The following is a 12,495-nucleotide window of genomic DNA, read 5'->3' on the forward strand; positions in this document are numbered from 1 at the left end:
CTTAATTCAATATCTGGACGGTTGCGCCTGGCTGCACGCGCTGCGCACCGTCAGTAATCGCTCGCTCACCGGGCTTCACGCCGGAGGCAATCTGGAACTGCTGGCCGATCTGCCCGGCGACCTTCAGCGGACGCATTTCGGCTTTATCCTCGGCGTTAATCACCCAGGCGAAGAACCCGTCGCCATTCTGCTGTACGGCAGCGGCGGGCAGAGTCAGCACCGGTAGCTCGCTTGCCGGACGCAGGTAAACGTTCACATTGCCGCCGGGCAGCAGCTGATGGCGCGGGTTGGCGAACTCGGCGCGCAGCATCACGCTGGCGGTACGCGGGTCGATGCGGTTGTCCACGGAGGTGAGTTCCCCGCTGATGCGCTGGCCGTTGCTGTCAATCAGCGCCTGCCAGGCCTGCTTCATGGCGCTGATATCCGCATGCTGTCCGGCTTTGGTGGCAAACGCGCCCTCTTCCAGCGCAAAGGCGATGCGGATCGGATCGAGCTGCACCACCTCCACCAGCACACCGCTGGCAGGATTCACCAGGCTGCCGACGTGAAAGTTGCTGTGCCCCACGCGTCCGTCAATCGGTGAGGTAATGCGCGTGTAGTTGAGGGTGACGCTGCGGGTCTCGAGCCGGGCTTTCGCCTGCTCCAGCGCGGCGCTGGCGACGTCGCGCTGCATGCGGGCGTTGTCCACGTCGTGGCGGCTGATGGCGTTGCTGCTGCCAAGGCTTTCGAAGCGGGACAGCTGCTGCTGCGCCTGACGCAGCGTGGCTTCGGCGCTTCTCACTTCGGCCTGCGCCAGACGCAGGGCGGCGCGCGGCTCGGCGTCGTCCAGTTCGAACAACACGTCGCCTTTTTTCACGTACTGGCCATCGCGGAAGTGGATTCTGGTGATGACGCCTTCCGTACGTGCACGCAGTTCAACGGTGTGGATAGCTTCAATGCGGCCCGGAATTTGGCGCTCGGCGGCGTGGGCGGTTTGCTCCACGGTGGCAACACGCACGGGAATGACTGCGGCGAACGCGGGTTGCAGGGTGCAGGCGAGGAGCGCGAACAGGAGTGGGAATTTCATTAAGAAGTACCTCGGCGTTGTTTTCCCTCACCCCGGCCCTCTCCCACAGGGAGAGGGAGGTCAGGGTTCCCTCTCCCTGTGGGAGAGGGTTAGGGTGAGGGCAAAAAGTTATGCAGCCTTACGGAACCTGCGGGTCAGTCGCTTCTCGATTTCGACGACGAAGAACATCACCCCCGCCACCGCCAGCGTCACGAACCAGTAGCGCAGCGGCAGCGCTTCGGTGCCGAACAGCATCTGCATAAATGGCAGGTAGATGATCGCCGCCTGGAGCAGGAACAGTACGCCCGTTACCAGCCAGATCCCTTTGTTCGCCAGCAGGCCGCGGTTCAGGGAGAACCCTTCGGTATTGCGGCAGTTAATCATGTACACCCACTGGGCGCAGACCAGCATCTGGAGCAGCACGGTGCGGATGAACTCCGCGCTGTGCCCGCGCGGGGCCAGCCAGGCTTCCAGCGCAAAGGCGGCGATGGCAATCATGGTGCCGACGAAGGCCACGCGCCAGACGGCGTAGGCGTCCATTACGTGCTGCCCGGTCTGGCGCGGCGGGCGGCGCATGATGTTGCGCTCGGCGGCCTCGAAGGCCAGGCCGAAGGAGAGCGTGGCGGAGGTCGCCATGTTCATCCACAGAATCAGCACCGGCGTCAGCGGAATGATGTTCCCCGCCAGCAGCGCAATCACAATTAAAAGCCCCTGCGCCAGGTTGGTCGGCATGATGAACAGGATGGTCTTCTTCAGGTTGTCGTAAACGCGACGCCCCTCTTTCACCGCGCTGGCGATGGTGGCGAAGTTATCGTCCGTCAGGACCATGTCCGCCGCCTCTTTGGTGACTTCCGTGCCTTTGATGCCCATCGCGATACCCACGTCCGCCTGGCGCAGCGCCGGCGCATCGTTCACGCCGTCACCGGTCATGCCGACGATTTCGCCTTTTTCCTGTAACGCTTTCACCAGGCGCAGCTTATGCTCCGGGCTGGTACGGGCGAAGATGTCATATTTTACCGCCGCTTCCGCCAGCTCGGCGTCGTCCATTTTCTCCAGCTGATAGCCGGTAACCGCCTGCTCGCTGTTGGTGATCCCCAGCATCTGGCCGATGCTCATCGCCGTCTGCGGGTGATCGCCGGTGATCATCTTCACGCGGATCCCCGCCTGCTGGCAGGCGTTAATCGCCTCAATCGCTTCCGGACGCGGCGGATCCATCATCCCGGCGATGCCGAGGAAGATCAGGCCGTGGCTCAGATCGTCGTGAGTCAATGCCTGCTCACCGTTCGCTGGCTTGAACGCCGCGGCGACCATGCGCAGCCCCTGACGCGCATAGCGCTCCATCTCCGTTTCCCAGTACGCGCGGTCAAAGGCTTGCGCACCGTTGCGGGTCTGCTGCTGCTCACACAGGGCGAAAATCACGTCCGGCGCGCCGGTGATCAAAATCTGCTCCTCACCGCCAATCTGGTAGTGGGTGCTCATGTACTTGTACTGAGAGTCGAACGGGATCTTGTTAACCAGCGTGGTCACGACCGGCTCGAGGTGGGCCTTGGCCGCCAGCACCTTCAGCGCGCCCTCGGTCGGGCCGCCGGTGATGCCCCACAGGCCGCGCTCGTCCTGAATCAGCTGGCTGTCGTTACACAGGTCGATGGTGCGCAGGTACTGCTCCAGCACGGTGCCCGGCTGGATCTGCACCGGCTCATCGCTGCCTTCGAGATAGATGTTGCCCACCGGCTCGTAGCTGTTGCCGTCCACGCGGTAGCAGGTGTCGGCGGTAATGATGGCTTTCACCGTCATCTCGTTCATGGTCAGGGTGCCGGTTTTATCCGAGCAGACCACGGTCATCGCGCCCAGGGTTTCAACCGTCGGCAGCTTGCGGATAATCGCCCGCTTGCGCGCCATCGCCTGTACGCCCAGAGAGAGGATGATGGAGATAATTGCCGGCAGACCTTCCGGTACGGAGGCGACCGCCAGGCTAATCAGGGAGAGCAGCAGCTCGCCCATCGGGATCTCGCGGAACACCAGGCTGAAGACAAACAGCGCGGCCATCATCGCCAGAATGATGGCGAAGATCGCTTTGCCCAGCTTGTCCATCTGCACCAGCAGCGGGGTGCGGTGTTTTTCAATGCCCGCCATCATCTGGTTGATGTGGCCGAGTTCGGTCTCCTGGCCCGTGGCAATGACCACGCCCACGCCGCCGCCCGCGCTGACCGTCGTACCGGAAAAGACCAGGTTCGTGCGGTCGCCCAGCGGTAATTCGCCGCTCAGCGGGTTCGTGTGTTTATCCACCACGGTGGATTCACCGGTCAGAATAGCCTCTTCCACGCGTAAATTATGCGCTTCGATTAAGCGCATATCCGCCGGAATACGATCTCCTGCGCGCAACACAATAATATCGCCCGGGACGATTTCCGTCGTCGGGATAGTTTCATGGTTGCCGTTACGAATAACGCGCGCCTCGCTGGAGAGCATATTGCGAATACTCTTCAGGGATTTTTCCGCGTTACTTTCCTGAATGTGGCCAATTAAGGCATTGATTACCGCCACGCCCAGAATAACCAGCGTATCAACCCAGTGTCCCATTACTGCCGTTAATACGGCGGCTGCCAGCAGGACGTAAATCAGGACATCGTTAAAATGCGCGAGAAAACGCAGCCAGCCCGGCTTGCCTTTTTTCTCTGGCAGCGCGTTCGGGCCATGTTTCTGCAAACGCGCCTGCACCTCGGCGCGGTCCAGGCCATTAGCCTGGCTCTGCGCCTGAGCAAGCACCTGCTCTACGGTCTGCTGGTACGCCTGCCCGCCTGCGGGTGGCATATTCTGCGAGAAATTTTTTTTGGTCATGGTATTTTTCCTTCAATATCCGGTGGACGGAAGCCGGAATTCCTTTCTGGCTTTAAATAATTCATTTTTAAGTCTTGCGGGTTAAATTGATCTACCGCAATATATTGACTACCCGGTTATTCAAAACTGATTAAAATTATTTCGACGCGTTGATTTTTACAAAATATTTCTAAACCAACACTAAACGAGGAGGAAGCATGTTTGGTATTTATCGCGGACGGCGTCTGGCGTTATACATTGTCGCAGCCATTGTTATTGCGACGTTAATTGGATATAGCACCTATAGCTTTGTAAAATTATTTTCGTGAGAAAGACGTTTATTTACATAACGCGATATTAATTTAATCGCCCCGAAAATATTATCTGTTTTCTGTTATTAATTCGCAGAATAACGGTGGCCTTTCACCCAATTTTGCCAGCGGGGATGATATTGCTTTACGTTTCAGGATGCCGGACAATGACATTTTTAACTGACGATTAACATTACGATGAAACACCCGTTAGAATCGCTGCTCACAGCAGGGGGCATTTTGCTGATGGCCCTGCTCTCCTGCCTGCTGTTACCTGCGCCGTCGCTGGGTCTGGTGCTGGCGCAGAAGCTGGTTCAGACCTTTCATATGGTCGATCTGAATCAGCTGTACACCATTCTGTTCTGTCTGTGGTTTTTGGTGCTCGGCGCCATCGAATTCTTTATCCTGCGTTTCATCTGGCGCCGCTGGTTTTCACTGGCGTCGTAAGCCAGTGAGATCGCGCATCCCGTGGATCAGCGCTTCACACCAGGCCGCGTAGTCGTGGCCGCTGGATGAGGGGTGGAAGCTGACGCGGTAGCCTTTTTTCCTCAGCACCTGTTCAAAATCATGCGTGGTGCGATAGATGCCGCCGCCCGGCCCCGCGGTTTCAAACTTCCCGGCCTGTAACCAGAAGCGCACCGGATACGGTGGAGACTGTTGGTACTGACGCGTCAGCCAGCCCGGGGCGTCACCTTCCGGCGCCCACCAGTAAGAACCGGAAAGGCTCAGCACGTTGCCAAACAGGCGCGGATAGCGCAGCGCCACCCATGAAGAGGCAATTCCCCCGTAGCTGGATCCTGCCAGTACGGTTTTCTGCCGCTGCATGCCGATGCCCTTCCCCCGCAGCCACGGCAGCAGCTCGTGCGCCATAAAGTCAGCAAAATCCGGGTTCGGCGGCAGCTCGTTGCCGCGGCGCGCGTGATCGAGGCTGTCGATAAACACCACGTTAATCGGCGGCAGGTGATGCCGGGCAATCAGACCGTCCAGCACGTTGGCAAAATGGTATTCGTCCTGATAAATCTGCCCGTCGAACAGAATTAACGTCCAGCGTGCGGGCTGTGCGCCGCGCGGTTTGTAGATCATCACGTCGCGGGCGTTGCCAAGGATGTGGCTGGAAAAACTCTGACGGCTCAACGTCCCGTGTACCAGCGGCTGTGCCGTAGCCCGAACGGAGCAGTAGCGCGCCGGGCTGAGATCGAGCAGCGAATAGCGATTCCAGCGATCGGTCTTCTGCTCCCCGAAGGTATTCGGGTTAAGCGGATCGGCCTGCGCGCTTACCAGGATGGCGCGGCGTTGATCGCGTGTGGAACCCTCGACGATCGGCACATCGGGCGCGAGCTTGTACTGCATTACCGTATCAGAGGGGACTACATAGCTGCGGAACCAGACGTCGCTGTTGCCCAGGCGGAACAGCGGATCGTGATCCCCCGCCGGCGAGCCGAGAATGAAGACGTTATCCCGCGCGCCGCGCCACAGAAAGGTCACGCGCTTATGGCTCGCATCTACCGGCTCCACCATCGGCGTTCCCCGTCGACGCTGCGCCTGCCAGAACGCCTCGGTACTTCCACCGGCAGAAATGACGCTTGCCAGCGCCTTCAGCGTCGGGCTTTCAGGCGCCAGCATCTGCACGCGTGGTAACGGAGAGGTCTCTTTCATCCGCCACTGAAAACGCCACGGCTTACCGGCTTCTCCGTGTAGCATCAGCGAGGTGTTCTGTTTCACCGGCAGGGCAAACAGCAGCGTGTGTTCCCCGTCCGCAGGACCATTTTCGATCAGCGTGCGGATGCGGCGGTTTTGCCCATCAAGCAGGCGCGCATCCGTCACGTCATTCAGCGTGGCGGAAACATAGTTTTCACCCAGTTCAGGCAGGGAGAAGCAGACTTCGCCGCTGGCATCAAACTTTCCCTGAATATCGCCCTGCCGGGACGTCTGCTCGCACGTTGCCGCCACGGCGGGCAGCGCGCCGATCCCCAACAGCAACCCACTCCATACCCTCTTCATTACCGCTTGTTCCCCAACGAAATTTGTTAACAACGCTAATGCAAATGGTAATAATTTGCAATATCATCAACGGGGATTTACCGGTGATTTTATGGCGATAGCAACCAAGGACGTTCAATAAAAATGTTTAAAAATAATAAGATAATGCGGCTCTGGCTGCTGAGTCTGGCGACGACCAGCGTCGCGGCTCAGGCAGAAACGAAAGAAGAAACGATTACGGTGACGCAGGGCGTGAGTGAAGAGCCCACTGCGCCCGTAAAAGGCATTGTGGCGACGAAAACGCTCTCCGCCACCAAGACCAGCGCGGAGATCGTGAAGACGCCGCAGTCGGTATCGGTGATCACCCGCGATCAGATGAACATGCAGGACGTCACCTCCGTTTCGCAGGCGCTGCGCTACTCGGCGGGCGTGTTTACCGAGTACCGGGGCTCGTCTAACCGTAACGACGAGGTGTTTGTGCGCGGCTTTAGCTACGTGCCGAAATTCCTCGACGGCTTAAGCTTTGGCGCAACGGCCTCATCACAGACGGGCACAGTTGACCCGTGGCTGCTGGAGCGCGTGGAGCTGGTGCGCGGCCCGGCCTCGGTCCTGTTTGGACAGGTGAATCCGGGCGGGTTAATCAGCATGACCAGCAAGCGCCCGACGGCGGAGGCCATTCACAACGTGCAGTTCCGCACCGGCAATAACGATCTCGCCGAAGGTGCGTTTGATTTCGGCGGCAGGCTGAGCGACGACGGCCGCGTGCTGTATCGCGTGAACGGTATCGCCCGTACGCAGCATAATCAGGTGGACGATTATAAAGAGACGCGGATGGCGATCGCCCCGGCAATCACCTGGTACCCGAACGATCAGACCCGCTTTACGCTGCTGACCAGCTACCAGAAAGATCCGGATGCCGGATACCGCAACTTCCTGCCCGCGTATGGCACGGTGAAAAGTGCCGACGGGAAGTACATCCCGCGCGATTTTAACGTCAGCGATCCGAATTACAATCAATCCTGGCGCGAGCAGACGATGATTGGCTACGAGCTGGAACACCAGTTCGCCGACAACCTCACCTTCCGCCAGAACGCCCGTTACGCCACCATCAAGCAGAAATATCGTTATCTGGTTTACGCCAACAGCGCGGCCAACAGCACGGTGTTGACCCGTCGCGCCCAGCGTGAAGCGCGCACGACCAACGAATTTGGCCTTGATAACCAGCTGGAATATCAGCTGGAGACCGGAAGCGTCAGCCACACCCTGCTCGGCGGGTTTGATTACAAGACCAGCAAGGATAAACAGCTGCTGGCGCGCGGGAGCGGCTCACAGTATGACCTTGACTGGACAAACCCGGTTTACGGCGTGAACGTGGATGAAAGTACCTTCAAAACGGCGTCCGACGAGCAGCAAAATCTCGACCAGATGGGCCTGTATCTTCAGGATCAGATGAGCTGGAATAACTGGGAGTGGCTGGTTTCCGGGCGCTACGACTGGAGCGAAGTGCGTACCAGCGACTTCACCGATAACAGCGTTACGCAGCAGAACGACAGCAAATTTACCTGGCGCACTGGCCTGCTGTACGCGTTTGATTCTGGCCTGTCGCCGTACATCAGCTACAGCACCTCGTTTGAACCGAACCTGCAAACCAACCGTGCGCCGGGCGTTGCGCCATTCAGGCCTACTACCGGGGAGCAGACCGAGATTGGCGTGAAATATCAGCCGGTCGACACCACGCTGATGACCTTGGCGCTGTACGATTTAACTCAGAACAACGTCGCGACCTATAACAGCGCTGAAGGCTGGTTCGAAAATGCGGGCAAGGTGCGTTCGAAAGGCGCTGAAGCGGAAATCCACGCCACGCTGATGGATAACATCAACCTGATTGGCTCCTACACTTACACCGATGCAAAAACCGAAAGCACCACGGTGGCGGGAACTGAAGGCAAAACGCCTGCGCGCATTCCGGCACATATGGCATCGGCGTTCGCCAGCTATACCGTTCCGGGCGGCGCGCTGAAGAGCCTGACCGCTGGCGTGGGGATGCGCTACATCGGCACCAGCTACGGCGATGCGAAGAATACCTTCAAGGTGCCATCGGTGGATCTGTATGACGCGATGCTGCGCTACGACCTGGGCGAGATGAACCGCAGCCTGAAAGGGGCAAGCGCGCAGTTCAACGTCAATAACGTGGCAGACACAAAGTATGTGGCGTCGTGCGCAAGCGATACGGCGTGCTTCTACGGGATTGGCCGGACGGTGACGGCGACGGTGAATTACAGCTGGTAAGCATGGTGCGGTCTGATCCCCTCACCCTAACCCTCTCCCCATAGGGGAGAGGGGACGATTACGCCCTCGCCCCTTTGGGGAGAGGGCCGGGGTGAGGGGATGTTTTTCAGTGCGCCCGACCGTGGTTTTCTTTGCGGTACGCACCGGGCGGCTGGTTGAAGGTGCGGGTAAAGATGCGGGTAAACGTCTGCTGCGAGTCAAACCCGTAGCGCAGGCAGATATCGTACACGCGCTCGTCTGATTCACGCAGATCGCGCGCCGCCATCAGCAGCTTGCGTTCGCGGATGTAGCGCCCCAGACTTTCGCCTTTGTACTGCATAAACAGACGCTGTAAATGCCATTTTGAGTAACCCGCATGGCGGGCAATCTCTTCGATGCGTAACGGCTGGTGTAGATTGTCATCAATCCATTCGACAATCGTATCAATGACCTGAGCGGAAATCGTCATACTGCTCTCCCCCTCTGCTTCTCGCTTAAACATTATTCCCACCACTCGCGAAATTGTTGCGTGGTATCACTCACCCGCACGGGCTCGCCCAGCTCCGGCGTCAGCAGCCGGTAGTTTTTATCCTTGCTGGCTTTCGCCAGCTGGATCAGTGGATCGTTCCAGGTATGTTTCGCCAGCACAAAACGCCCGTTATGTCCCGGTACGACCGCTTTGGCATTGAGATCTGCCGAGGCCTGCGCCGTTTCCGCCGGATGCATATGGATGTACTTCCAGTCCTGGTCGTACTGCCCGTTTTCCATAATGGCTAAGTCCACTCCGCCAAACTGCTCGCCAATAGCCTTGAAGTGCGGGCCGTAACCGGAGTCTCCGCTGTAGTAAACCTTTCGCTCTGGGGTAACAAACATAAAGCTCCCCCACAGGGTCTGGTTACGCTTAATGCCGCGCCCGGAAAAATGGCGCGCGGGCAGAACATGTACCGTCAGCGCATCGCTGATATGCACCGACTGGTTCCAGTCCCGCTCGTCGATTATCTCCGGGGTCATCCCCCAGTAGCGCAGATGCGAACCCACGCCCAGCGGCGTGACCACGCGCTTAACCTTCGGCAGCAGCGCCTTGATGGTGGCGTAATCCAGATGGTCATAGTGATCGTGGGAGATAATCAGCAGGTCGATCTCCGGCATGCTCTCCGCACGCCACGGGTACTCCCCCGCAAATGCTTTATTGAGAAACGAGAACGGTGCGGCGTAGCTACTCAGAACCGGATCGATCAGGATGCGTTTCCCTGCCAGCTGCATATACCAGGAGGAGTGGCCGAGCCACACCAGCGTGTCCTGTTCAGGCGACAGGCTAGCCAGATCGGTTTTCACCAGCGGCAGCGGCTGCGCAGGACGGGCGTTTTCGGTTTTACGGGTAAGGAACTGCCACCACGCCACCAGCATATTTTGTTGTCCGGTAAAGCCCGGCGTAGGGAGCGTGTTATGGAATTGCCCGTCGCGATAGTGCGGAGAGGCTTCCACTTCAGAGAGCTGCGCACCCTGCGGTGGCTGGCCAAATCCGGCATTCAGTACAAACGGTAAACTGGCAGCTGAAGCAATAATCATGACTAACACCACGCAGATGAATAGAGGCTTTTTCATTTCCTGACCCGCCTACGCGCCCCATCCGATGGTTTGCGCGGGTGATACTTGATTATGAGTGAGTAAGCACTCATTATAGATAGGATGATTACTCCGTCAAGAAGGTTTTCGATCTTTGACATTCCGCGTTGCAGCGTATCAAGGCTCGTGTTTCAATCAGGGCTTTTACAATTGACGGGAGGAAAAATTTAGTGGCACGTCCGAAGAGTGAAGATAAAAAACAGGCCTTACTGGAAGCAGCAACGGCTGCGTTTGCGCAGTCAGGTATTGCCGCCTCAACGGCGTTAATTGCCCGTAATGCGGGCGTCGCTGAAGGGACACTGTTTCGCTACTTTGCTACCAAAGACGATCTGCTGAATGCCCTCTACCTGCATCTGAAGCAGGATCTCTGCCAGACCATGCTGGCGAATCTCGATCGCACCATCACCGAGCCAAAAGAGCATACCCGCAATATCTGGAACAGCTATGTGGACTGGGGCATTCGTAACCCCCTGGCGCATGCGGCTATCCGTCAGATTGGCGTCAGTGAAAAGCTGAACGCCGAAACCGAGCAGGCGGTGAAAGACATGTTCCCGGAACTGCATGAACTGTGTCGTCGTTCGATCCGCCCGGTGTTTATGTCTGACGAGTTTAAGACCTTCGGTGATGCAATGTTCTTATCGCTGGCTGAAACCACCATGGAGTTTGCCGCCCGCGATCCGTCCCGTGCCGTCGATTTTAAAGCGCTGGGCTTTGAAGCCATGTGGCGCGGGCTTGCTGAGGAAGATAACCATGGACAGTAAATCCTTGCAGGAACATGCCAGACGCGTCGCGCTGGAGATGCCTTTTACCGAACATTGCTGGCCGTTTGGCCCGGAGTATGACGTGTTTAAGGTGGGCGGGAAAATTTTTATGCTGATGGCGACCGCACACGATCGGGCCCACGTCAGCCTGAAATCCGATCCGGAAAAATCGCTACTCAATCAGCAGATCTACCGTGGCGTGGAGCCCGGTTACCATCTGAATAAAAAACACTGGATCTCCCTTTATGGCACGGACGACATCACGCCTGAACTGGTCACCGACCTGATTACGGATTCGTGGAATCTGGTCGTTGATAAACTGCCGAAAAAAGATCAGAAGTGGATTCGCCCAGCCTGATTGTTCGTCTCAGACGAACAGAATAAGCGCTCGAATCGCACTTATCTTTTCCCGCTTCGCGCGGTAATCTGCTTTCCTTTCACGCCCGCCCGCGGGCGAATTTCATCACCAGGAGTTGTTATGGATATTATTTCTGTCGCCCTGAAACGCCACTCTACCAAGGCGTTCGACCCAGCCAAAAAACTGACCGCAGAAGAAGCGGAAAAAATCAAAACGCTGCTGCAATACAGCCCGTCCAGCACCAACTCCCAGCCGTGGCACTTTATTGTTGCCAGCACTGAAGAGGGTAAAGCGCGCGTGGCAAAATCCGCGGCGGGCACCTATGTGTTTAACGAACGCAAAATGCTGGATGCCTCTCACGTAGTAGTGTTCTGCGCGAAAACCGCGATGGACGATGCCTGGCTTGAGCGCGTTGTCGATCAGGAAGAAGCCGATGGCCGTTTCAACACGCCAGAAGCAAAAGCCGCGAACCACAAAGGCCGCTGCTATTTTGCCGACATGCACCGCGTGGATCTGAAAGATGACGACCAGTGGATGGCGAAGCAGGTTTACCTGAACGTCGGCAACTTCCTGCTGGGCGTGGCCGCGATGGGCCTGGATGCGGTACCAATCGAAGGGTTTGACGCCGCGATCCTCGACGAAGAGTTTGGCCTGAAAGAGAAAGGCTTCACCAGCCTGGTGGTGGTCCCGGTCGGGCATCACAGCGTGGAAGATTTCAACGCCACGCTGCCGAAATCTCGCCTGCCGCTGAGCACGATTGTGACTGAGTGCTAAGCGCTTCTGGCACGCCGGCTATCGGCGTGCCCGTTTTCAGTAAAGCGTTATCTGCGGATGCTTAACCCCGCACACCAGCGCATAACGCGTTAATGTATCGAGACTCGCCCGGGTAATATTTGCTTCCATTCTTGATACCGTCGGGGCGCTGACGCCCATCCGCTCCGCCACCTGGGCGCGCGTCAGACCAGCATGATTGCGCCATTGCGCCAGCATCTCCCGCAGACGCTCCTTGCGCTCTTCTGCATCAAAGGAAGCCTGAACTTCTGAATCGCTTAACAGTTCAGCTCTGAGTTCATCCCAGTCAATAATCTTCTTGCTCATCCAACATCTCCTGTTGTCGTTTCAGTGCCAGACGGAGTTCAGCAGAGGGCGTTTTTTGCGTCTTCTTGATAAACACCCGCAGGCAATGAGAGGATCTCCTCCCTGACTGCCGCATGAACGATAAGTCTGAACACTGTATGTCATCCCTGATAATATTAGCATGTAAGGCAATTTGCATTAAAGGCTAATTTTGCCTTTCGTGATTCACCTTACCAGCTTATTCCAGGCAGG

The 12,495-nt window shown here is 57.5% G+C and carries 11 protein-coding genes and 1 pseudogene; 5 read left to right on the forward strand and 7 right to left on the reverse strand.

Translation table 11 applies throughout. The features are described from left to right. Position 1 precedes the first annotated feature (1 nt). Positions 2 to 1,066, reverse strand: coding sequence for an efflux RND transporter periplasmic adaptor subunit (locus CU081_RS22075; protein ID WP_022650542.1), 1,065 nt, complete (start codon positions 1,064 to 1,066; stop codon positions 2 to 4). A gap of 108 nt (positions 1,067 to 1,174) precedes the next feature. Beyond that, complete coding sequence (locus CU081_RS22080; RefSeq protein ID WP_003858874.1) at positions 1,175 to 3,883, reverse strand: cation-transporting P-type ATPase; 2,709 nt, start codon at positions 3,881 to 3,883, stop codon at positions 1,175 to 1,177. Positions 3,884 to 4,371: 488 nt separating this feature from the next. Here CU081_RS22080 and CU081_RS22085 point away from each other — a divergent pair, with 488 nt between their 5' ends. Continuing rightward, on the forward strand, positions 4,372 to 4,620 hold the full coding sequence (locus CU081_RS22085) for a DUF1158 domain-containing protein (RefSeq protein WP_003858875.1): 249 nt from the start codon (positions 4,372 to 4,374) through the stop codon (positions 4,618 to 4,620). Here the strand turns inward: CU081_RS22085 and CU081_RS22090 are convergent. After that, positions 4,606 to 6,174, reverse strand: coding sequence for an alpha/beta hydrolase-fold protein (locus CU081_RS22090; RefSeq protein WP_058647478.1), 1,569 nt, complete (start codon positions 6,172 to 6,174; stop codon positions 4,606 to 4,608). The two genes, CU081_RS22085 and CU081_RS22090, sit on opposite strands and share 15 nt — an antisense overlap. 123 nt (positions 6,175 to 6,297) lie before the next feature. Between CU081_RS22090 and CU081_RS22095 the strand changes: the two genes are divergently transcribed. Next, the gene (locus tag CU081_RS22095; RefSeq protein WP_022650540.1) at positions 6,298 to 8,442 is read left to right on the forward strand and encodes a TonB-dependent siderophore receptor; all 2,145 of its coding nucleotides are present in this window, start codon (positions 6,298 to 6,300) and stop codon (positions 8,440 to 8,442) included. Positions 8,443 to 8,548: 106 nt separating this feature from the next. Here the strand turns inward: CU081_RS22095 and CU081_RS22100 are convergent, their stop codons facing one another. Together CU081_RS22100 and CU081_RS22105 are read right to left on the reverse strand one after the other, a co-directional pair. After that, on the reverse strand, positions 8,549 to 8,890 hold the full coding sequence (locus CU081_RS22100; protein WP_003858880.1) for a RamA family antibiotic efflux transcriptional regulator: 342 nt from the start codon (positions 8,888 to 8,890) through the stop codon (positions 8,549 to 8,551). A 32-nt stretch (positions 8,891 to 8,922) separates the two neighbouring features. Further along, entirely contained in the window at positions 8,923 to 10,026 is a 1,104-nt protein-coding gene (locus CU081_RS22105; protein ID WP_023315566.1) for a RomA family MBL fold metallo-hydrolase, read from the reverse strand. 191 nt (positions 10,027 to 10,217) lie between these two features. Here CU081_RS22105 and CU081_RS22110 point away from each other — a divergent pair, with 191 nt between their 5' ends. The 3 genes from CU081_RS22110 (at position 10,218) to nfsB (ending at position 11,940) form a co-directional block, all read left to right on the forward strand. Next, complete coding sequence (locus CU081_RS22110; RefSeq protein WP_003858882.1) at positions 10,218 to 10,808, forward strand: TetR/AcrR family transcriptional regulator; 591 nt, start codon at positions 10,218 to 10,220, stop codon at positions 10,806 to 10,808. After that, complete coding sequence (locus tag CU081_RS22115; protein ID WP_022650536.1) at positions 10,798 to 11,166, forward strand: MmcQ/YjbR family DNA-binding protein; 369 nt, start codon at positions 10,798 to 10,800, stop codon at positions 11,164 to 11,166. The genes CU081_RS22110 and CU081_RS22115 overlap by 11 nt, the downstream gene beginning before the upstream one ends. Positions 11,167 to 11,286: 120 nt before the next feature. Then, entirely contained in the window at positions 11,287 to 11,940 is a 654-nt protein-coding gene (nfsB, locus tag CU081_RS22120; RefSeq protein WP_023324270.1) for an oxygen-insensitive NAD(P)H nitroreductase, read from the forward strand. Positions 11,941 to 11,976: 36 nt separating this feature from the next. On the opposite strand, the gene CU081_RS22125 is transcribed toward nfsB, so the two are convergent. Both CU081_RS22125 and CU081_RS26920 read right to left on the reverse strand, forming a co-directional pair. Beyond that, a complete protein-coding gene (locus CU081_RS22125; protein ID WP_015571209.1) occupies positions 11,977 to 12,264 on the reverse strand; it encodes a helix-turn-helix domain-containing protein in 288 nt (95 codons plus the stop codon). Continuing rightward, a pseudogene (locus tag CU081_RS26920) lies at positions 12,245 to 12,346 on the reverse strand (type II toxin-antitoxin system RelE/ParE family toxin); the annotation flags it as partial. The gene CU081_RS22125 and the pseudogene CU081_RS26920, both read right to left, overlap by 20 nt. Between the last annotated feature and the right edge of the window lie 149 nt (positions 12,347 to 12,495).

Source organism: Enterobacter sp. CRENT-193, from assembly GCF_002787395.1.
Classification (GTDB): Bacteria; Pseudomonadota; Gammaproteobacteria; order Enterobacterales; family Enterobacteriaceae; genus Enterobacter; species Enterobacter hormaechei_C.

Bases quoted from the DNA above. Each gene is read 5' to 3' on its own strand.
- CU081_RS22105 (WP_023315566.1), bottom strand. From the start codon at position 10,026: ATGAAAAAGCCTCTATTCATCTGCGTGGTGTTAGTCATGATTATTGCT.
- nfsB (WP_023324270.1), top strand. From the start codon at position 11,287: ATGGATATTATTTCTGTCGCCCTGAAACGCCACTCTACCAAGGCGTTC.
- CU081_RS22125 (WP_015571209.1), bottom strand. From the start codon at position 12,264: ATGAGCAAGAAGATTATTGACTGGGATGAACTCAGAGCTGAACTGTTA.
- CU081_RS22115 (WP_022650536.1), top strand. From the start codon at position 10,798: ATGGACAGTAAATCCTTGCAGGAACATGCCAGACGCGTCGCGCTGGAG.
- CU081_RS22095 (WP_022650540.1), top strand. From the start codon at position 6,298: ATGTTTAAAAATAATAAGATAATGCGGCTCTGGCTGCTGAGTCTGGCG.
- CU081_RS22080 (WP_003858874.1), bottom strand. From the start codon at position 3,883: ATGACCAAAAAAAATTTCTCGCAGAATATGCCACCCGCAGGCGGGCAG.
- CU081_RS22075 (WP_022650542.1), bottom strand. From the start codon at position 1,066: ATGAAATTCCCACTCCTGTTCGCGCTCCTCGCCTGCACCCTGCAACCC.
- CU081_RS22100 (WP_003858880.1), bottom strand. From the start codon at position 8,890: ATGACGATTTCCGCTCAGGTCATTGATACGATTGTCGAATGGATTGAT.
- CU081_RS22085 (WP_003858875.1), top strand. From the start codon at position 4,372: ATGAAACACCCGTTAGAATCGCTGCTCACAGCAGGGGGCATTTTGCTG.
- CU081_RS22090 (WP_058647478.1), bottom strand. From the start codon at position 6,174: ATGAAGAGGGTATGGAGTGGGTTGCTGTTGGGGATCGGCGCGCTGCCC.